The organism is Paenibacillus sp. J31R122 (assembly GCF_056269185.1).
In genome coordinates this window covers 385837-405187 of sequence record NZ_JBWDNM010000004.1, presented here as the reverse complement: position 1 = coordinate 405187, position 19351 = coordinate 385837, and the positions used below count along the sequence as shown (strand labels likewise).

The 19351-nt window shown below is 42.7% G+C and carries 19 protein-coding genes; 7 read left to right on the top strand and 12 right to left on the bottom strand.

The genetic code is table 11. From position 1 onward, the window contains the following. Positions 1-43 precede the first annotated feature (43 nt). A complete protein-coding gene (locus AC0YN7_RS09675) occupies positions 44-1153 on the bottom strand; it encodes a lactonase family protein (protein WP_475809768.1) in 1110 nt (369 codons plus the stop codon). A 166-nt stretch (positions 1154-1319) separates the two neighbouring features. Between AC0YN7_RS09675 and AC0YN7_RS09670 the strand changes: the two genes are divergently transcribed. From AC0YN7_RS09670 to AC0YN7_RS09655, 4 genes are all read left to right on the top strand, one after another. Beyond that, on the top strand, positions 1320-1685 hold the full coding sequence (locus AC0YN7_RS09670; RefSeq protein ID WP_475809767.1) for a hypothetical protein: 366 nt from the start codon (positions 1320-1322) through the stop codon (positions 1683-1685). Positions 1686-1793: 108 nt separating this feature from the next. Then, positions 1794-2792, top strand: a complete 999-nt coding sequence (locus AC0YN7_RS09665) for an aldose epimerase family protein (RefSeq protein ID WP_475809766.1) — start codon at positions 1794-1796, stop codon at positions 2790-2792. A gap of 216 nt (positions 2793-3008) precedes the next feature. Continuing rightward, complete coding sequence (locus AC0YN7_RS09660; protein WP_475809765.1) at positions 3009-3473, top strand: hypothetical protein; 465 nt, start codon at positions 3009-3011, stop codon at positions 3471-3473. Then, the gene (locus AC0YN7_RS09655) at positions 3470-4159 is read left to right on the top strand and encodes an AIM24 family protein (RefSeq protein ID WP_475809764.1); all 690 of its coding nucleotides are present in this window, start codon (positions 3470-3472) and stop codon (positions 4157-4159) included. The genes AC0YN7_RS09660 and AC0YN7_RS09655 overlap by 4 nt, the downstream gene beginning before the upstream one ends. A gap of 52 nt (positions 4160-4211) precedes the next feature. Here the strand turns inward: AC0YN7_RS09655 and lacZ are convergent, their stop codons facing one another. From lacZ to AC0YN7_RS09640, 3 genes are all read right to left on the bottom strand, one after another. Further along, positions 4212-7319 (bottom strand): beta-galactosidase, LacZ type, encoded by a 3108-nt coding sequence (lacZ, locus tag AC0YN7_RS09650; RefSeq protein ID WP_475809763.1) that lies wholly within the window; start codon positions 7317-7319, stop codon positions 4212-4214. A gap of 180 nt (positions 7320-7499) precedes the next feature. Then, on the bottom strand, positions 7500-7673 hold the full coding sequence (locus AC0YN7_RS09645; protein WP_475809762.1) for a hypothetical protein: 174 nt from the start codon (positions 7671-7673) through the stop codon (positions 7500-7502). 73 nt (positions 7674-7746) lie between these two features. Next, the gene (locus AC0YN7_RS09640) at positions 7747-7893 is read right to left on the bottom strand and encodes a hypothetical protein (RefSeq protein ID WP_475809761.1); all 147 of its coding nucleotides are present in this window, start codon (positions 7891-7893) and stop codon (positions 7747-7749) included. 167 nt (positions 7894-8060) lie between these two features. On the opposite strand from AC0YN7_RS09640, the gene AC0YN7_RS09635 reads away from it, so the two are divergent. After that, the gene (locus AC0YN7_RS09635; protein WP_475809760.1) at positions 8061-8291 is read left to right on the top strand and encodes a hypothetical protein; all 231 of its coding nucleotides are present in this window, start codon (positions 8061-8063) and stop codon (positions 8289-8291) included. A 144-nt stretch (positions 8292-8435) separates the two neighbouring features. Here AC0YN7_RS09635 and AC0YN7_RS09630 read toward each other — a convergent pair whose 3' ends face one another. Then, complete coding sequence (locus AC0YN7_RS09630) at positions 8436-9197, bottom strand: SDR family NAD(P)-dependent oxidoreductase (RefSeq protein ID WP_475809759.1); 762 nt, start codon at positions 9195-9197, stop codon at positions 8436-8438. Positions 9198-9544: 347 nt separating this feature from the next. Between AC0YN7_RS09630 and AC0YN7_RS09625 the strand changes: the two genes are divergently transcribed. After that, complete coding sequence (locus tag AC0YN7_RS09625; RefSeq protein ID WP_475809785.1) at positions 9545-9919, top strand: cytochrome-c oxidase; 375 nt, start codon at positions 9545-9547, stop codon at positions 9917-9919. Between the two features lie 662 nt (positions 9920-10581). Here the strand turns inward: AC0YN7_RS09625 and AC0YN7_RS09620 are convergent. From AC0YN7_RS09620 to AC0YN7_RS09600, 5 genes are all read right to left on the bottom strand, one after another. Beyond that, a complete protein-coding gene (locus AC0YN7_RS09620; RefSeq protein ID WP_475809758.1) occupies positions 10582-11523 on the bottom strand; it encodes an ABC transporter ATP-binding protein in 942 nt (313 codons plus the stop codon). Between the two features lie 3 nt (positions 11524-11526). Then, the gene (locus AC0YN7_RS09615; protein WP_475809757.1) at positions 11527-14409 is read right to left on the bottom strand and encodes an ABC transporter permease; all 2883 of its coding nucleotides are present in this window, start codon (positions 14407-14409) and stop codon (positions 11527-11529) included. A 165-nt stretch (positions 14410-14574) separates the two neighbouring features. Further along, entirely contained in the window at positions 14575-15600 is a 1026-nt protein-coding gene (locus tag AC0YN7_RS09610; protein ID WP_475809756.1) for an efflux RND transporter periplasmic adaptor subunit, read from the bottom strand. Further along, positions 15584-16276: an ABC transporter ATP-binding protein gene (locus tag AC0YN7_RS09605; RefSeq protein WP_475809755.1), complete on the bottom strand. Its 693-nt coding sequence runs from the start codon at positions 16274-16276 to the stop codon at positions 15584-15586. Before AC0YN7_RS09605 ends, AC0YN7_RS09610 begins: the two co-directional genes overlap by 17 nt. Before the next feature lie 155 nt (positions 16277-16431). After that, complete coding sequence (locus AC0YN7_RS09600) at positions 16432-17382, bottom strand: AEC family transporter (protein WP_475809754.1); 951 nt, start codon at positions 17380-17382, stop codon at positions 16432-16434. Between the two features lie 270 nt (positions 17383-17652). On the opposite strand from AC0YN7_RS09600, the gene AC0YN7_RS09595 reads away from it, so the two are divergent. Beyond that, positions 17653-17976 (top strand): YtxH domain-containing protein, encoded by a 324-nt coding sequence (locus tag AC0YN7_RS09595; RefSeq protein ID WP_475809753.1) that lies wholly within the window; start codon positions 17653-17655, stop codon positions 17974-17976. A 147-nt stretch (positions 17977-18123) separates the two neighbouring features. Here the strand turns inward: AC0YN7_RS09595 and AC0YN7_RS09590 are convergent, their stop codons facing one another. Together AC0YN7_RS09590 and rsbW are read right to left on the bottom strand one after the other, a co-directional pair. Then, entirely contained in the window at positions 18124-18903 is a 780-nt protein-coding gene (locus AC0YN7_RS09590) for a sigma-70 family RNA polymerase sigma factor (RefSeq protein WP_475809752.1), read from the bottom strand. After that, positions 18900-19340, bottom strand: coding sequence for an anti-sigma B factor RsbW (gene rsbW / locus AC0YN7_RS09585; RefSeq protein WP_475809751.1), 441 nt, complete (start codon positions 19338-19340; stop codon positions 18900-18902). Before rsbW ends, AC0YN7_RS09590 begins: the two co-directional genes overlap by 4 nt. Between the last annotated feature and the right edge of the window lie 11 nt (positions 19341-19351).

Below are 19351 nucleotides of genomic sequence, written 5' to 3'. Positions count from 1 at the left end.
CTATTGCGATCTATCTCTAATTTACGTAAATTCTCATCTAAAATTAATACAAGTTCAAACCGAACTTTATACACACAGGACTCGACAATTGAAGCTTAGACCCCGTTGGAGCAAGTATTCCACTTTCATGATCGATACTAAATACGACTACTGTTCCGCTTTTCTGAAGTGCTGTAAGCAGATAAGCGCCGTCCGGAGTAATTGCAAAGTTGCGAGGAAGCTCGCCTCCGCAATCCATATGTTGAATAAGCGTAAGCTCGCCGTTGCTCGGATCAACCGCAAATACAGCAATGCTGTCGTGTCCTCTATTTGAGCTGTACAAAAAACGTCCAGATGGAGAAAGATGAATATCTGCCGCATCACTGGAGCCATTATAGTCTGCCGGCAGTGACGATATGACTTGACCTTCCGTTAGTGTCCCAAGTTCAGCATCTACCTTTAGTACGGAAATGGTTGAATCCAACTCATTCATTAAATATCCGACCTGCAATTGCGAGTCGAAAATAAGATGACGAGGACCAGCACCGCGATGCACCTTGCATTCGCTATGCGGAGTCAGCATATTTTGTTCCGCATCATATCGGTAAATAATAATGGCGTCAATTCCAAGATCGACTGCACATATGAACGCTGAATCACCTATTGGCGTTATACAGTGAGCATGCGGTGCTTCTTGTCTTGCAGTGTTTGAACCAAGCTCGCCTGAATGTTGCATCACGGAAACAGCTGCATCCAGCTCTCCATCAGCTATAATCGGCAGCAAGGCAACATTACCGCCTGTATAGTTCGCTGCAAATAACGCTCTGCCTGCTTGATCTGTACTAATATAACAAGGGTGCGCGCCCTTCGTTAAAATCGGATTCCCCGATGTTCTGCTAAGTAAACCCGTTTCGGCATCCACTCTAAAAGCAGCTGCTGAGCCTCCGTCCTCATTTCCTGTCATTCCTGTCTCGCTTACAGCGTATAGATAATGCCCCTTCGGGTGCAATGTTAAATATGACGCATTTTCCAAATCCATTAATTGTTGAATGACGGTAAACTCTCCTGTATCGCCATCGAATCGACAGACATGAATCGTCGCTTCCTCAGCTGTTCCATAGGAACCTATGTACAACAGCCTGCTATTTGCCTTTTTTTCATTTTGCTTATTCATTTTTACCCAACCTTTCCCTCATTTTTTGCATTACAGTGAACATAGCATAAGCGGTACCAGCAAACAATGTATTTTTTTATAAAATACTTCACAAAAGGTATTGTGATATGTTACAATGTAAGCGCTAACAATTCAACGACTCACATTTCTAAAGGGGGAAAATGAAATGGTGAATGTTGTAATGATCGAACGGAATGTATATGAGGATTTCGAGCTGGAGTCAGATGTATTGTACTTCAAAATCGGCATTCAAGGACTCGTCAGCTTCCACGGCAGAAACTATAACATTAAGAAGAGAATGACTGCCGAACAGATTCAGCAGCTTACATTTGAAAGCAGCTTCTATCCGATCAATTCTAATTGCTATATTAACATTAGCAAAATCAAGACGATTGCCAATGGTACCATTCATTTCGGCACAGATTGCTCCGATTCCAAGCAAGTCACCGTAAATCGCCGTAAACAATATGTCATCCAACAGCTTTTCACGCAGCAGCGTTCAATGAATAAGGATTTGCGCATAACACCATAAGCAACAAACAACCGCCTTATTCCACCTTATTAAGTGGAATAAGGCGGTTGTTTGTTAGGCTTTGTCCTGCTATTCTTAAATGAATAATTACTTATTAGGGGGATTTCCATGTCTACACAAGGACAAGCATTTGAACAAGCATTTCATGATGAACAAGCCGTATGGCTAAAATGGGGATCATATGAAGCAGCAGTACTTCCCAATGTAGGCGCTAATCTCATCGCTTTCCGCGATACTGAAAACAACTATACATTTCTCCGTGAGCCGGCAGCCGATGAGATGAAAGACTTCAGAGCCAATCCAGGCGTACACGGCATTCCTATCCTGTTTCCTCCTAATCGTTATGAGGATGGAACATTCAACTGGAACGGAAGAACTTATTCATTCCCTATAAACGAACCTAGCACCGGCAATCATTTGCATGGCTTTCTTCATACAGCTGCTTGGTCTGTTGAGGATTTCGGCAGCAACAAAACAGAGAGCTATGTTTCTCTCAAAATTTCAATCGATGAAAGCCATCCTATTTACACTTACCTGCCTCACCGTTTTACAGTTAAACTGCGCTATTCGTTAAATAATACCGGCCTGCTTCAGCAAGTGTTTGTTCAAAATGAAGGTACGGATGCAATGCCTTGCCTAATTGGATTCCATACAACCATTAATGCGCCGTTTGCTCCTAACAGCACATCTGACGATTATCGCTTCACACTAACAACCGGCAAGCGCTGGGAGCTCAGTGAGCGGATGCTGCCTACTGGCAAACATCAGCCGCTAGTCGCTGATGAAGAAGCAATGAAAACTACGGGCATATCTCCATACTGGGAGTCTATGGATAACCATTACACGACCGAGCCGCAAAATGGCCGAAATGCTATGGAGCTAACCGATATCCGTAATGGGGTCACGCTTATTTATGACATCGGCACTGCTTACAAGCAATGGATGATTTGGAACAACAAAGCAACGCCTGGCTTCTTCTGCCCTGAGCCGCAGCTTAACCTCGTCAATGCGCCCAACGTTGATTTGCCAGCTGAGCAAATCGGACTTGTTTCCCTTGAGCCAGGCGGCATTTGGGAAGAAACAAGCCGCATGTATGTTAGAAAGTAAGCCTAGAATAACGAATGAAGTCATTTAAAGCAAATAAAAAGACGATCATCATTCCAATTGTTGGGATAATGATCGTCTTTTGTTTTTCTATCAGCGTTATTTTTATGATTTTCCTCTCTTCTATTTGCAAAAGTAAGGACATAGATGACTATTGTCGGGAAAGGCTGTAAAATGTAAGCAGAACTCCTATTATGTCGAGTATTGAAAGGAGAAACTATGCCAACTATTTCAGCCAAATTATCCGCACTAGTCGCTTTCTTAATCTTACTACTCATTATCGTACCCGGACCGACTACAGAAGCAGGCTTTTTTGATCGGATTAAAGATATTTACGACACACCTGAGAAAATAAGTGAGCTGGAGCAGCAATACATTGAAGCAAAAGAAGCGCTCGTTGAGCAGCAAGAGAAGCTTGCGGAGTCTCTTCGGGCCACGGAGGAATACGCACGGAAGCAGCAAGAGTTGACCGAACAAAACGAGCAGCTGATTGCTCAAAACGCGAGTTTGCAGGTTGAGATGGAGCAAATGCAGCAGCAAAAGAAATCTTTTTTAAGCAGGCTTATCAACATTGTAATCATTATTGCAGTCATTATCGCAGCTTACATCATTTCCGTTCGTCTCTGGCGATATACGACATGGCGCAAGCAACGTAAAGGCGTGCAGAGAGGAATTAGCGGATGAATATAACCGTCCCCGCTCAGATTGGTCATGTGCATGTAACGCTTGCAGACAAGGACAAGCTTCATGTCCTGCATCCAAAATCCATTATCGCTTACCAAGGAGCTCCACAGGATCGTGAGGACCGCCTAATGGATTTAGCCGGAGTTTATCGCAAGAAGAAATGGATTCGTTCCCTCCTAACCGGTCCATCTGAGTTCATTCTCGGCTTGCCTGCAGGCTGCTCACTTGAGACGATTCCTATCAGCGAGAAAAGCGACCTGCTGTTCGACTTCCGACATATTATTTTCTTCTCAGACGGGATGACACTGAAATCTGTCGTCCAAAAAATGAAAAACGTATGGATAACGAAGGAATTAGTTCGGATGCGTTTTTCCGGTCCCGGATACTTAGGTATTATTACAACTGGTGACGTGAAGTCGATCCAGCTGCACCCTGAACGACCATTATACGTCGAGACAGGAGCATTAGTGGCCTATCCCGAAAATGCTTCCATCCAGCTATCCGTATATGGAAATAAGCTCGCCAGCCAGCATATGAATGTACAATGGGAGATTAAGGGCAGCGGTCCCGTCCTCATTCAAACCGGCTCACATGATCCTGAGCTTGAAGATCAGCTGCAGAACAGCGGCTTCATTAAGCGCATTCTTCGCGAGGTGCTGCCCTTCGGCGGCGTATATATTAAATAAAGAGGCTGATCCTATAGTAGCAACAGCTACATTGGACCAGCCTCTTTCTTATTTATACACCATGGAACGAGAATCGATGCGTGTACACGCGGTTTGCATACAGTGTATATTGTTTCTCAGGACGCGCTCCCCAGCTATCATTTCCACCTACACCGGATTGCTTATCATTGACTCGTACGACCGTTTTGTCGCTGGCAGGAAGCTTGTACACATGATCATGCTCTTCCAACTCAAACGGCGTATATGGCAATACATTTAGTTCAAAATACGGCAGACCCGTAAGAACGATGCCTTCACCTTGGTTATTCGTAATGCTAGCTGTGCGAACATCCATTTTATTGCCGCATTCTTGCGGTCGAATATAAGGCACCATTTGATCCTTCACATTGCCTGCATAAAGACCCAGCTTACCGCCAGTCTGACGATCCCAATACGTCTCATCCGGTCCTTTGCCATACCAGCTTAATTGATCGAACTCGCCGGGCATTTGGAACATAACGCCTACCTCAGGTATTTCAGGCAATCCTGCGCCAGGTTGAAGCTCCTCGTATACATGAACCGCCCCTTCGCCACTAACGGTATAAACAAGAGAAAGCAAGGATGACACCAAAGTCGGAAGACTATACTTCACGCGAACAGTCACTTCGGTCGTTCCGATCTCATATGACATGCCGAGCAGCTCACGTCCTATACCCGCTTCACGCCATGTTGCACAGCGTACGTTTTGGTTATTTCCACGATCGTTGTCGGTATAAGCACGCCAGAAGTTTGGAATAAGCTCTTCCTTCAAACGCTCTTTACCATTCCACGAATAAGACTTTAGACTGCCATTCACTTTATTGAACTGCAGGGCGAAGCGTTCACCTCTCACAATGAAGGACGATCCAGCATTCTCAGTTTGCAGCGGCAGCTTCTCTGTTTCTGTTGTAATAACAAGCTCAGCAGCGGCTGGCAGCACAAATTGCTCGAATGCAATCTCATGCCCCGCTTCTGCCCATAGCGACTGTTCCTTCGTGATCAGCTGAACCGTCAGAACAGCTTCTTCGGTTACATTAGAGAGCTTAGGCAGCTCATATGGAATCGTAATTATTTGCACTGCTTCAGGAGCTGCCGCCGCCTCAACCGTTCCTTTCTGACTTACAACACCATTAATCGCGACTTGCCACAACAGCTTAAAGCTGTCCAAGGTTTGGAACAAATGACGATTGGTCACCTTGATTGTTCCGTTACGCAAATCGATCGATTCGAATTTCACATTTTGGTATACCTTCTTAACCTCCTGCAGCTTTGGCGATACTGTGCGATCAGCGAAAATAAGACCATTGCCGCAGAAGTTGCCGTCATGCTGCAATTCTCCGAAATCTCCACCGTACTGCATCTTCACAATGCCGTCTGAATCCGTAATCCGGATTGCTTGATCAATCCAATCCCAAATGAAGCCGCCTTGCAAAATCGGATACTTTTCAAAAAGCTCCCAGTATAAGTGGAGACCTCCACAGGAGTTGCCCATAGCATGACTGTATTCACACAAAATATATGGTTTTTTCGGATTATTCAACGCATACTGCTCCACACCTTGAGGAGATGTATACATTTGACTCTCGATATCAGAGGAGCTGTCTGACTCTCGAAAGTGGAAAGCACCCTCATAATGAATAAGACGAGAAGGATCTGCCGCGCGTAAAAAATCATACATTTTAATAAAGTTATCCCCGCCAAAGGATTCGTTGCCAAGAGACCAAATAACGATAGAAGCATGGTTTTTGTCGCGCTGCAGCATAGAGTTACAGCGATCCAGCACCGCCTCTGTCCATTCCGGCCTGCTGCCTGGAACTGTCTCGCCTAAATCCTTCTGTCCATAGGTCCAAGAGCCATGCGTTTCTAGATTTGTTTCATCTATTACGTATAATCCATATTCATCGCATAGCTTGTACCAGAGCGAATCGTTCGGATAATGGGAAGTACGAACAGCATTAATATTGTAACGCTTCATCAATTCAATGTCTTTGCGCATTTCCGGTTCGCCGATCGACCTGCCAGTATCACAGGAAAACTCATGACGGTTGACGCCTTTAAACATAATGCGTTTGCCGTTAATTTGCATCAGCCCATCCTTCAGCTCGAACTTGCGGAAACCGACCTTGCAGCTAATTACTTCTAGCAGCTGACCGTCCGCTGATTTCAAGCTTAGTAGGAGCGTATATAGGTTTGGAATTTCCGCGCTCCATTTGAGAGGTTTTTTGATGGCCGCCTGTAAACGAATCTCCGTTAACGTCTCGCCCTTTACAGTAGTCCGAATCGCTAATGGCTCCGTAAATACCGCATTTCGTTCCGCATCATATAATGCGGCCTCTACTGTGATTTCACCAAGCTGCTTAGCAAAATAATTAATAAGCTTCGTATCGATTATAAGCTGCGCATCGTTATATTGGTCATCAAGCTCTGTTTTGACAAAGAAGTCAAAAATATGCGCATCAGGAGTTGTATATAAATATACATCACGAAATATACCGCTCATTCGCCAAAAATCCTGATCCTCCAGCCAGCTCGCATCACTCCAGCGATAGACCTCAACCGCCAGCTTGTTTTCTCCCTCTATTAAATAAGGTGTCAAATCAAACTCGGAAGGCGTGAACGTATCCTGGCTGAACCCTACAAGCTCGCCGTTAAGCCATACATAAAATGCAGATTCGACACCTTGAAAGCTGATGAAAACTGGCTTACCTTCCCATCCCTTAGTGATAGTGAAGGTACGTACATAGGAGCCTACCGGGTTATACAGCGTTGGTGCGAAAGGCGGCTTAATATCCTCCGTACCTTCCCATGGATATTTGACGTTTGTATATTGCGGATAATCATAGCCTTGCAATTGCCAATGAGCAGGAACTGTAATTTCATCCCACTCGCTATGGTCAAACTCAGCCTCATAAAAATTTACGATACGGGCTTCCGCATTTTTCGCAAACGCAAACTTCCATTGTCCATTAAGAGATTGATAGTTTTCCGACTCGCTATGATGCCCGTTCCAAGCAGCCTCCTCCGAAGTAAATGGCATAAGTGAAGCATGAGCTTCCATCCGATTTAGCTGAAAAATTTCAGGGTTGTTGTTCCATTCAGGGTAACCGTTTGCAGGTGGTGTATAAACTAGCTTTTTACGCATATTCTTTTGCACCTCATCGTCATAATACTAAACTTTATTCACATTATAGAGCATTGAGTTCTCTTTATTAATAAAACAATATTCATATGATCTATAAAAATATGAATATTTCATAATAAAAAAAGGAACAGCCCCGTTCGGTGCGCCCCTTTTGCTGGCTCCATTTTTTCAGCTGCCTTATTAATTAAACCTTTTAAATAAATGGTTTAAAGCCATTGTCATAGACTCTCTCGCTCTTTTATCTAAGCTTGTTTTCTCAAGTGCTAGCAGTCCTATTCCATAACCCAAAATTGAAAATGAAGCAGCTATTTTGGCGAGATCATCCGCTGTAATTTTATTTTCGTCTGGCATCATAATCTCCTTTCCAGTTGTTAATAGCCTATGTCTTAAATTCCGTTGGTTTATGGGCTACTATCTATATAGGATCTTATATTTTCTCAGTTCTAGCTTTCAAAACAGCAATAAGCGCGACTGCATCTGCAATGACAACAAGAACTGCAGCGATTAGAGCAAGATCATCAGCCGATAAATTAGTTAAATCCGATTTTTCAGTAGTAGCTGTTGTTTTGGACATTCGGATCAAACTCCTTAATTTGACGGTATGATAACAGCCTATGCCAAAATAAACATTTCGTATAGGCGAATGCCGCTGTTCCAAAAAAAGTTCTATATCTCCGCTCATCTCAACAGCTTCCCCATTAAGCAGCTTTTGGATGAAGTATACGTTCGATGAGGATAACGGTGGATTTTACGGCTTTATTTATTAGTAGAGACCTTACGGTTAATCCTAAGGTTGACAAAAGCGTTGTACTTAACACACGTATATTGTGGACGATGGTCGATGCGGAGAACGCTTCAGTTACCAATTGCTCGACTACTGCATCAATACGCCTGAGGACCCGCTTCGCTCTTATGCATGTGTTGAGCAACGCATCGCATTATTCGATCGTAACCTGTCATTGTGATTATTAGAACTATAAACTGAAAACTTAACCGAAAAAGAAGCCGTAAGCTCCATATCGTTTGCTTACGGCTTTAGCTATTGCGGGCAAATCAGCTTGTTCGACTATTCATTGTATTTCACCCTAGCTTTCGGTGAACGATCGCCATTCTTATTTAAATAGCAGGCATAACATTCCCGCCATTTACAGGAATATAGGCACCCGTAATAAAGCTGGATAAATCCGATGCCAAGAAGGCTACTACATTCGCAATTTCTTGATCCGTCCCTCTTCGCTTAAGAGGAACAGTGGATTGATAACCTCCGCCATTTTCATTGCCGCTAGCGCGGTCTCGATCACTTATCGTCCATCCTGGCGCTATTTGATTAACAGTAATCTGATGCCCACCAACTTCTTTAGCCAGCACGCGGTACACGCCGTCCATACCACGCTTACCTGCTGTATACGCGGACTGGGTAGGGAAATTTTGCATCGCGCATTCTGTATTAATGCCAATAAATCTTCCGCCTTTTTTCTCGATCATTGCTGGTATAAAGGCTTTGGCTAAGTAGACACTCTGCAGCACACAGGATTCGAATTGACTGATATAATCAGCAATCGGCTGCTCCAAAATACTTTTCCATTCGTATTGAATAACCGCATTGGCAACGACTATATCAACATGACCAAGCTCATTTGCAACCTTATCCTTCAACTGATTGATTTGCTGCTCATTTGTTACATCCGCTTGAACAATTATCGCTTGTCTTCCCATAGCGGTAATTTCGAGCTGCAGCTCCTTCGCTTTAGCCTCGTTATTATTGTAATGAAGCACAATGTTAGCGCCGCAGCTTGCTAACGTTCTCGCCATTACGCGTCCTAAATCGCCTGTTGCTCCAGTTATTAGCGCTGTTTGGTTAGTTAGATTTATTTGCATAGTAGTAGCCACCTTCCTTCAATACGAATTTGTTATCTATTTTATTATTAGTTATGCCACCAAAAAGTCAACTGATTTATATATGATTATAGAAAAATGTTAGCTAGAGGAGTTAGTTTCTAGAAGTTTACTGTTGTTATACAAGTAATCCGTCTCGATAGTTGCTGTTGTAAAATAAAGCTAAAACTCAGTAATAATATTGGCTTGTATAGACAAGTATCGTGAAGTTATAATTTTTTAGAATCCTTTCATAAATTAGTAAATTGCTTAGAAAGGAGAATGGTGCTGGCAGGCTCACTACATTTCATTTTAGTTAAAATATCTAGCAAAGAAGGGAATGTGTGAAAATGGGAATTCATTTCATTAAAATCGCAAGCGTTTACTTTGTGGTAGGTGTAATATTGGGAATGGTTATGGGAATCACTGAATCGTTTGAATACATATCCACTCATGCCCATATCAACCTCCTCGGTTGGGTGTCGATGGGTTTGTTTGGCGTTATTTATCATGTTTTTCCGAAGCTTGCTGTTAAAAGTATGGCTAAGACTCATTTCTGGCTTCACAATATAGGACTACCCATCATGGTATTGGGATTGGTACTCTTCGCATTAGACAATGAGTCAATAGCTATTCCTTTAATGAGTGTTGGTGGTACGTTGATTATCATTGCAACGATATTTTTTTCAGTGAATTGTTTCTTGTCATTAAAAAAACCGAGTTAAGACTCATATAACCAATGCAAATGGATGTTAATTGAGAGATCCGCAGCAAACTAGTTTCATACGGACATGAGGGTCCTTATTCATGGATTTGAACACCTTCTGGGGAGGCTAGCGGACTTGAGGGCCGCTATTCGTCTTGGATGAGTCCGTTAACTGAATTGATAGATAGTCAGGAAAGCTAAATTTTCTTCAATTGTCGTATTTGACTGTATTTCATACAATCATATCTACATCATAAAGACGTATTTGAACTTAGACTGTATTTCTTCCAAGCTAATCATCCATTCTGCTGATAAAGAGTTACTTTGTGCCTATTTGATTGTATCTTTTCCATTCAAACAGTAGAATAACGCCAGAATCGAGAGTTTGATTGTACAATATCCAATCTAATCTTCTCCAAACCAATCTAATCTTCTTCAAACTAATCTAATCTTCTCCAAACCAATCTAATCTTCTTCAAACCAATCTAATCTTCTTCAAACCAATCTAATCTTCTTCAAACCAATCTAATCTTCTCCAAACCAATCTAATCTTCTCCAAACCAATCTAATCTTCTCCAAACCAATCTAAAAGATCATCCATTTACATTCGTCGAAATAGAACGATGTCAATGGATGATCAGTCCTGACAGGGTTTCATGCAATCAACCGCTGATATTCGGTTTAAGCGTCCTTGTCTTTCTCCTTGTCTTTCTCCTTGTCTTTCTCCTTGTCTTTCTCCTTGTCTTTCTCCTTCTCCTCCGGAGGGAGGAGCACGATTCTGCCATCGCCTAGCTCAACACGCAGTTTATTCGAGTTTTTCACTCCAATAGATTCCAAGTAGTTGGCCGGCACTTGCAGCCGCCCCGCTTTATCTAGCACGGCATATTCGACATGAGAGCTTTCCTCCTCGAATTCCTCAAGCTCAGCAAGCTCCTCTGCATAGGAGCGTCTTCGCAGCATCTCAGACGATATCTTTCCATCGCGAATCGCTGCAACTCGATCTACCTTCTTCGCCAGCTCTGGATCATGCGTTACGATCACAACAGTAATACCAATTGTCCGATTAAGCTCACGAAACAAATCTAATATTTGATTGGCCATCCGAGAATCAACAGAGCCAGTCGGCTCGTCTGCAAGCAGCAGCTTCGGATGATTCGCAAGCGCAATAGCGATTGCTACCCGCTGCTGTTCACCGCCAGACAATTCATACAGCTTATTCGAAGCGCGATGGCTTAAGCCAACCGCGTCGAGCAGCTCCTTCGCCCGCCAGCGCTTGCGAGTACCAGTCAATAAGATAGGCAGCTCTACATTTTCTAGGGCAGTTAAATACGGAATTAGATTTCTCGCGTTGTTTTGCCAGACAAAACCAACACTTTCCCGTTTATAGCGTACAAAATCTCGTTCGGTAAATTTCAGCATATCTTTGCCATCAACTGACAGCTTGCCGGCAGTAGGACGATCAAGGCCGCCCAGCATATTAAGCAGTGTCGATTTACCGCTTCCGCTGTTGCCGATTATAGCCATCAGTTCGCCGCTTTCGATTTGAAGATCGAGACCTTGCAGGGCAAACACTTCAAGATCAGCTGTTTTGTATATTTTGACAAGCCCCTCGCAATGAATCATCCGTCAATCCTCCCCTAGCTTAATCGCTTGATGTATACGAAGTCGAGACAGCATGTAGGCTAGTATGCCAAGACCGAATAGAAGCATGAAGCCGACTAGTATATATATGCGCATTAAATCTGCGGATTCAAACATCACTTTAAACGGAGGAACCAAGCTGCTCGGATTAAAAGCAATTTGAAAGTTAGGCACGTAGAGTAAACTCGCAACATTTCCGACAATGATTCCGATAAAAACAGCGACGCCCGATGTTAGCAGCTGCTCCACCGCAAGCATTGCAATAAGCTGCTTAAGCGATAGACCAATTGCTCGCATTATACCATTTTGTAGTGTTCGTCCACGTAACGACAATACCCAATACAATAAAAAACCAATAAAGCTTACGAGAATAGATAGAACGAATCCTAATGTTAAAATGCCGTTTAGAGCCATAAGAAACGGATCGTTTTTGGCACGGACAAGCTCTTCTCTCGTATTCACAATTTTCGTTATAGCTAGCTTCGATTTTTCAATGTCCTCATAAAAATCATTTGTAGATGTTTCTGGTTTAAGCTTCAACCACACATCATATGGCTCCATCGCTAACTGAACCTGAATGCGTGGCAAATGTCCCACTATTAACATAGGCGCATTACCCACTGATACTTCACTTACGTCGACACTGCCAATCGCAGGATTGGGATTAAAGGTCGGGAAATATTCAACAATACCAAACACTTTAAATGGCTGCTGCGGCACATCACTCCAGCCAATCCATATCGTGTCGCCCGGTTTAACCTTCTTCTGATCAGCCAGAGTCTTGGAAATAAGCACTGCCTGAGAATCAGACGCGAGCAGGTTCAGATATGAGTTGATCGGATAGTTTAGCAGACTATCTCTAAACCATGTCGTATTCCCAAAGTCATCCGTTTCGATCCCCATTAGCATTGCAACTCCTGAAGCTTCATTCACGCTAAATTGAGCATCTTTCTTCGTGAATACTTTCGCTGCGCTTTCAACACCTTTCAAATTTTTGAAAGGCTCGAAGGCCGGTTCCAGGTAATGAACAGGAGCAGGGGGAAGAATTGAGCTTGGTGCTGCCCCCGGACCTCCTCGATCAGGCGGCGGCGGTGCATCATTTACCCATTGAGAGGTTGCAACAAACTCCGCTCCGTTGCCATATTGAATCCGGTCTTCTGTGTTATTATTGATCGTTCTTGCCGCAGACGCGCTAAAAACACCGGTAGCGATCGTCATAATAAGGAATATCATGAGAAACTGATACTGGCTGCTTGAACGTGATACTTGAATGAGCGTCGCGTAAACGGATGGCGGCCACCATTTTTTGCCGATCCAATAAACGAGCTTTAACACCCAAGGATATAAACGCAATAATAGCAATCCTGCTCCCATTACAAATAAGGCAGGTATAACAAACTGCAATGGATCAATATTGAGATCATCTGCGTTTAGTCCAAGAGCCTGCAGATTAGCAAGCCTTTGCTTAAATGTGTAAAGTCCATAAAGCGCTAATCCGATCGCTAACACATCTAGAAACATTTTATGCCAAAGCGGAGTCTTAATAAGCCTTGCCATCTGCTGCTTATGCCCTACAATGGACACTCTAGTTGCAAGAATTATAGGGATAAGCATAATGACAAAACAAATACCGGCTGCAATCGCGCCATAACGGTACGATTCCTCTGTAAGCCTTACAGGCAGTCGTACTCGTTGTACAAATTCAAGAAATCCATTAGATGCTCCGAGCATCTCTGTGAGCACGACACCAAGGAGTGGTCCCAAACCAAAAGCTAGACTGCAAAGCAGAATACCTTCTACTGCATAAGAAGTGATGACCTGCCAACGCGCCGCCCCTCTGCTTCGCAGCACTGCGATTTCATTTTTTTGTCGATCAGCAATCAAATTTGAAACCATAAACATATAAAAACCCAACATAATTAATACCGGGACGTTTAGTGACCACATTAAGGTTCTAAGCTGCTCCGCTCGAGCCAAGTACTTAGTTATCGTATCTAAGGCTGGAGCTTCAGAAACCGATTGGCTCCTGCTCACTTTATTGATCATTACACTATGGATCTTATTGGTCGTTTGTATAAAATCTTCTATATAACGCAGCTCAAGCTTGGAGTAATCCAGTACAAAAAACCAGCCTGCAGAAGCTATTGGGAATCGGCTTTCCTGCAAAACATGCTGCTTAGCCAGCTTATCACTAATTATAAAGCTATTGCTAAGCTCACTTAAATCCGTATCTCTAAAATAAGTGTCATCATCCTGCTTCTTCTCAAAGACACCAACAGGCTTAAACTTTATTTCCCCGGCAATTTTTTCATCATCGACCTTAAACTCAGCATCTAGCACCGTCTTATACTGAATGAGCGCCCGCTCGGTCACCAGTACCTCGTATACCCCATTAACTGGCTGACTTGCCGGCATCCGTCCGTCCTTTAATTGAATATGATCCTCTAGCTCTGAGAACGACCGCAATGACATCGTTTTAACCGTCTTCTTTGAATTGGGTTCAGGATCATTCACTGGTCTAATCATCATAAACTTCGTCTGGATATCCATAACCAGGTTCTGCACCGGAATTTGATAGCTTTCAGCTGCAGTATCGTGAATATACTGATCAACACTCGTATAGATCTCATTCCTTTGCTCCGGTGATTCTTTCGTGAAAAACACTTTGGAATAAACAGATCCAGGATAAATATTTTTATTAGCTTGCATAGTCTCCAAATCTTTAACAAGCATCCTAGATAAAATAGCTTCAGAATAAATCGGCATGCTGCTCACCAAAGCAACTGACATGACTAATCCAATAAATAAGCTCGCGACAAGCCATTTATTCTGCACCATTTTGCGTATAATCATGACAAACAAAGCCACAGAAAAACCTCCCAAGCGTAAACGGCTGACGCCGTCTGATACGGCAAAAAAGCACTCGTTTCGCGTAGATAGATAAGCACATTTTTAAATGAACATTTAAAATTTCTTATCTATCAAGCGTAAACGGCTGATGCGAAGCAACGTTCATAGTATATCTTCTAGTCACTATTGCAAAACAACTATTGCACCTTCTTCTAAGCCTTTCGTAATTTCGATTTCAGTTGAGCCTTTAATGCCCGTTTCCACGTCGATTTCACGAATTTTGCTTCCTTCCTCCAATGTCCTCACAAATGTTCTGCCGAGAAAGCTGCGTAATCCGCTGCGAGGAATTTTCAAAACATCATCACGCTGCTGCAAAATAATTCTCACATCCGCGAACGCCCCAATAGCCGCTTTTTCCGGCAGTTTAGGAAGCTCAATATATAAGGTTTTGGAATAACGCTCTTTAAGCTGTTCGTTTAACGTATCTGGTGATGAGGATGGTGTCTGTACAACCTTTGCCTCTATCTTTTCTTTGTCAAATGTAACCTCTGCTTGGAAACCTACATTTACACCATTAATCTCAGAGCCGGATTCAACCCGCAGCGCTAGCCGCAGCTGTGTCGGGTCGGAAATGATAACTAGAGTTTGATAGGCTTCGATAAAATCTCCATTTTCCAAATCCTCGACAAATGTTACTTGACCGTCCATGCCTGCAACGAGCTGCTTACTATTAAATACTTTTAGTAACCGTTCATACTTTATAGCTTCAATATCCATTTGGAGCTTAGCAATCGAAAGTGCATCTTCATCCGCCCCCAGCTTTGCATGCTTGTAGGATAGCTTAGCCTTTGCAAGCGATAGCTCCTGCTCCTTCAGCTGTACATCAAGTCCATCTACGTTAAGCTGGACAAGCACATCGCCTTTCTTCACCATTTCTCCTGCTCTGACTAGCATTTCATCTATGCGCCCACCTTGACCGATGAACTGGGCAATTTCCATTTGCATAGATTCCAATGTGCCATTCCCTTTAATTTCTTGTGTAATGGTACCTTTCTCTACAGTGACCGTTGAATAGTTCTCTTGTGCAGGCTTAACGAGCGGCGGCTTCAAAGCATCCTCTTCAGCAGGGAGCAGGGAGCATCCCGTAAGAGAAGCACTAATTAATATGGCAACTGTGAAGCTTAGCATTGGTTTAAGCTTTAACGACAATTTGTCCATCCTCCAATTCATACACTTGGTCGACTATTTCCATAATGGCAGGATCATGCGTAGTCATGATGATGGTCATCCCTGCTTCTTCTACTAGATCACGAAATACTTTTACGATCTGCAATCCGGTTCTACTATCCAATTCCGCGGTAGGCTCATCTGCCAGCAGCAGCTTTGGCTTGTGCGCTATCGCTCTAGCAATTGCCGTTCGTTGCTGCTCGCCTCCTGACAGCTCAAACGGTCGATGATGCATTCGCGATTTTAACCCGACTTGCTCAAGCGCTTGAACAGCAGCTTCCTTACGACCGTTCGCCGGTATACCCGCAACTCTTAATATAAACTCCACATTCTCATAGGCTGACATTAGAGGTATTAGGGCGAAGGATTGAAAAATAAGTCCCATTTCATTTCGTCTTACAAGATCGCGCTCATGGTTCGACATTGCAGTTAAGTCTCGGCCAGCGAACGTAATTTGTCCTTCTGACGGTCGATCTAGCGCGCTAAGTAAATTAATTAGTGTTGTTTTACCAGAACCGGATCTTCCTTTGAAAGCAATCAGCCGGCCTGAAGGAATTGACAAATCAACACCCTTTAATACGGTAACCGCACCTATCCCGCGTCCGAAGGTTCGTTTTAAAGCGCTTGCACGTATGATTTCATCAGCTGCTAGTTGCATAAATAATAAACCTCCATTTTCAGATAAGCGTTTACATTTATATATTTTCCATTTTAACCCTATCAACTCACGCCTACAAGCACAAAAATTTATAAATGCTGTAATAACAAACTATCCATATAAATAAAAAAGGTATAGCGTATAAACGCTATACCTCATACATCTAGCTGCAAAAAGAAGATAACTGCAGTAACCGTAATAATGCTTAGTATGGTAGAGACGAATACCGATTGCGATGCGAACTCTGCCTCGTTATCGAATTCCACAGCGAGCAACACACTGCTCAACGAGGTTGGCACAGCAGAAGATACGATTAACGCTGCTGCTGTCATTTTATCTATGCCATTTGTCCACAAAACTCCAATCAGCCATACAATCAGCCAAGCTAGCAGTGGACCGGCGACAAGTCTAAGCATACCGGACAAGCTCACATCGATCAGAAGGGATCGTTTTATTTTCCATTCCATATTTCCCAGCTGCACGCCAAGCGTAATTAGCGCCGTTCCAATAAATGCAGCGGATAAATACTCAATTGGTGTTGCAAGCGATTGCGGTATTGGAACCTCAAAGCCTCTCATTGTAAAGGCTATCGGAATCACATAAATGATAGGCATAGAAATAATAGTACGCCAAATTGCTCGCATATCGGCTTTATGCGCATTGACGCTGTAAATTCCATATGTATTCGGAACAAGTGACTGAAACATCATAATGATTACTTGTATCGCTAGGGTTTTGTCGTTTCCTGCAAAGGCCAACTGATTTAGTGGTATGCCATAATTGGCACTGTTATAAAAAAGAACGCTGTTTCTCATTGCACTCTTCATGCTCGGGCTGTAGCCTCTAATTCGAATGACAAGCTCTACTATTACATACTGTCCTACCATAAATAGAACTAGAAAGAACATAATTTTACCGATAAGAGATGCTGAAATATGTGTATTGTAAAGCAGATCAAACATAATAGCTGGCGAGAATAAGTAGAAATTCAATTTGGATAAGGTTTTAATATCGAGTGAGAACGCCCGTTGAAGGATGATGCCAAGGGCAACTACAATTGCCATCGGTAGTACATTCGTCACTAAAATATGTATGAAAATACTCATTTCTGCATCTGCTTCTTTCCATATAAATGTTCTTCTTCTAAATTCGTTTGTTCCGAGTTTACGCAAAAATTTAACATTAATCATTTATTTCATATAATCATAATAATTGCAATCTCGTGATAAAATCAACCAAAAATAGAGATTCAGATTCGTTAACGAATCGTAAATCTGTTTCAAATGAACGATTAATGGTTAATAAATACTTAAGCAGTTGATCAACTCAAGATCATTACACGTTGATCTAAATCATAATAAAAGGAGAGATATCAAATGCCAAAGGAAAACACAGGTAATGGAATGTTGCTAGGTACAATTATAGGATGTACGATCGGTGCAGTCGCCGCTCTGCTGCTAGCTCCAAAATCGGGTGTCAAGCTGCGGGAGGATCTCTCGACAAAGTTTCAATCTCTTAGCCAAAAAACACAAGACATTGCAGCAACCGTAGGTAGCAAAACAAAGGGTCTTGTATCTACGGTCAAAGAGGAAGCCTCCGAACTGGCCGATCATGCGAAGGATTCCAACCAAAACATCATGGATTCCTTATCCTCCAGTAAGGATGACATCAAGCAAGAGCTGAAAACAGCTACGAATTAACGTTAATATAATAACTCGATAAGATTGGCTGGGCTGTCCTTGGTGGCGGCTCGGCTAATTTTTATTCAATGAAAGACCTCGTATACAAGCCAAATAAAGACAGCTCCACCTTGCGTATAATTAAAATACGCAGTGGAAGCTGTCTATTTATTTATCATTATCAACGTTTAGTTCAACTAACATACCTTTTAGCTTCTCAATAGCACGCTTCTGAATTCGGGAAACGCTCATCTGTGAAACACCCAGCCGGTCAGCAATCTCACGCTGTGATTTACCATTGTGATAAGCAAGTGTTAGTACGGTTTGCTCCTCTTGCTTTAATTGATCGAGCGCATTTTCTAGATCGAGACGATTATCTACGGTCTGATAATCATCGGTTGGGATACCTATTAAATCCCCAATAGTGGCACTGTCTCCTTCAGTAGACAGCGGCGTATCAAGCGAAACGTAATGATACGATTCGCGGCATGACAACACCTCTATCGTTTCCTCCTCTGACAATTCTAAATAATTTGCAATTTCATCTATTTTCGGGGAGCGCTCAAGCGATGTCGTCAATTGATCAATTGCTTTCTGAATGAGCAGCCCCTTTTCCTTAATTCGCCTTGGCACTTGTATATACCAAGATTTATCACGCAAATAATTTTTGAGATGCCCGATAATACTTTTCACCGCATACCCCTCAAAGGGGATTTCTCTAGAGCAATCATATTGCTTAAACAATCGCAGCAGGGAAAGCTGTCCGACCTGAAATAAATCCTCATAGAGATCTGGACGATTCCGTGACATTTTTGTGGCTGCCATTTTCACAATTGATTCGTAGTGGCTTAACAATTCCGTAGCGGTTTCGTTACAATTCGTTTCCTTATAAAACATCATTTTCTCAATCGTTTGCTGTTGATTCAGATAGGATGAATTAGAGTTCATGCCATCTCCTCTTTCCTACCAATTCGCTTGGTGAGAATCACCTCCGTACCTAGTTCGGTACGCACTTCAACATTATCCATTAATGCATGCATCATAAACAGACCAAGGCCTCCGACATGCGCTTCACTCAGCGTTTTGTTATGCAAAGGGACCACTTTATTGATGGTCTGCTCATATTGAAAGCTGCTGCCTGAATCTTTAACCCGAATGCATAAACTGTCTCTTTGAATTTCGAATACGATTTCTATCATGCCAGATTTATTATCATAAGCATGAAGCACTACATTGTTGCATGCCTCCGTTACCGCTACTTTCATATCCTCAATTTCCTCATAGGAAAAACCTGCTTTATTGGCAACACCATATAAAGTAAGTCTAACTATATCGACATATTCTGCTTTCGCTGGAATCGTTACGCTGATCCAAGGTTTTCTCATCTATTTCTATC

Bases quoted from the DNA above. Each gene is read 5' to 3' on its own strand.
- AC0YN7_RS09675 (WP_475809768.1), bottom strand. From the start codon at position 1,153: ATGAATAAGCAAAATGAAAAAAAGGCAAATAGCAGGCTGTTGTACATA.
- AC0YN7_RS09670 (WP_475809767.1), top strand. From the start codon at position 1,320: ATGGTGAATGTTGTAATGATCGAACGGAATGTATATGAGGATTTCGAG.
- AC0YN7_RS09665 (WP_475809766.1), top strand. From the start codon at position 1,794: ATGTCTACACAAGGACAAGCATTTGAACAAGCATTTCATGATGAACAA.
- AC0YN7_RS09660 (WP_475809765.1), top strand. From the start codon at position 3,009: ATGCCAACTATTTCAGCCAAATTATCCGCACTAGTCGCTTTCTTAATC.
- AC0YN7_RS09655 (WP_475809764.1), top strand. From the start codon at position 3,470: ATGAATATAACCGTCCCCGCTCAGATTGGTCATGTGCATGTAACGCTT.
- lacZ (WP_475809763.1), bottom strand. From the start codon at position 7,319: ATGCGTAAAAAGCTAGTTTATACACCACCTGCAAACGGTTACCCTGAA.
- AC0YN7_RS09645 (WP_475809762.1), bottom strand. From the start codon at position 7,673: ATGATGCCAGACGAAAATAAAATTACAGCGGATGATCTCGCCAAAATA.
- AC0YN7_RS09640 (WP_475809761.1), bottom strand. From the start codon at position 7,893: ATGTCCAAAACAACAGCTACTACTGAAAAATCGGATTTAACTAATTTA.
- AC0YN7_RS09630 (WP_475809759.1), bottom strand. From the start codon at position 9,197: ATGCAAATAAATCTAACTAACCAAACAGCGCTAATAACTGGAGCAACA.
- AC0YN7_RS09625 (WP_475809785.1), top strand. From the start codon at position 9,545: ATGGGAATTCATTTCATTAAAATCGCAAGCGTTTACTTTGTGGTAGGT.
- AC0YN7_RS09620 (WP_475809758.1), bottom strand. From the start codon at position 11,523: ATGATTCATTGCGAGGGGCTTGTCAAAATATACAAAACAGCTGATCTT.
- AC0YN7_RS09605 (WP_475809755.1), bottom strand. From the start codon at position 16,276: ATGCAACTAGCAGCTGATGAAATCATACGTGCAAGCGCTTTAAAACGA.
- AC0YN7_RS09600 (WP_475809754.1), bottom strand. From the start codon at position 17,382: ATGAGTATTTTCATACATATTTTAGTGACGAATGTACTACCGATGGCA.
- AC0YN7_RS09595 (WP_475809753.1), top strand. From the start codon at position 17,653: ATGCCAAAGGAAAACACAGGTAATGGAATGTTGCTAGGTACAATTATA.
- AC0YN7_RS09590 (WP_475809752.1), bottom strand. From the start codon at position 18,903: ATGAACTCTAATTCATCCTATCTGAATCAACAGCAAACGATTGAGAAA.
- rsbW (WP_475809751.1), bottom strand. From the start codon at position 19,340: ATGAGAAAACCTTGGATCAGCGTAACGATTCCAGCGAAAGCAGAATAT.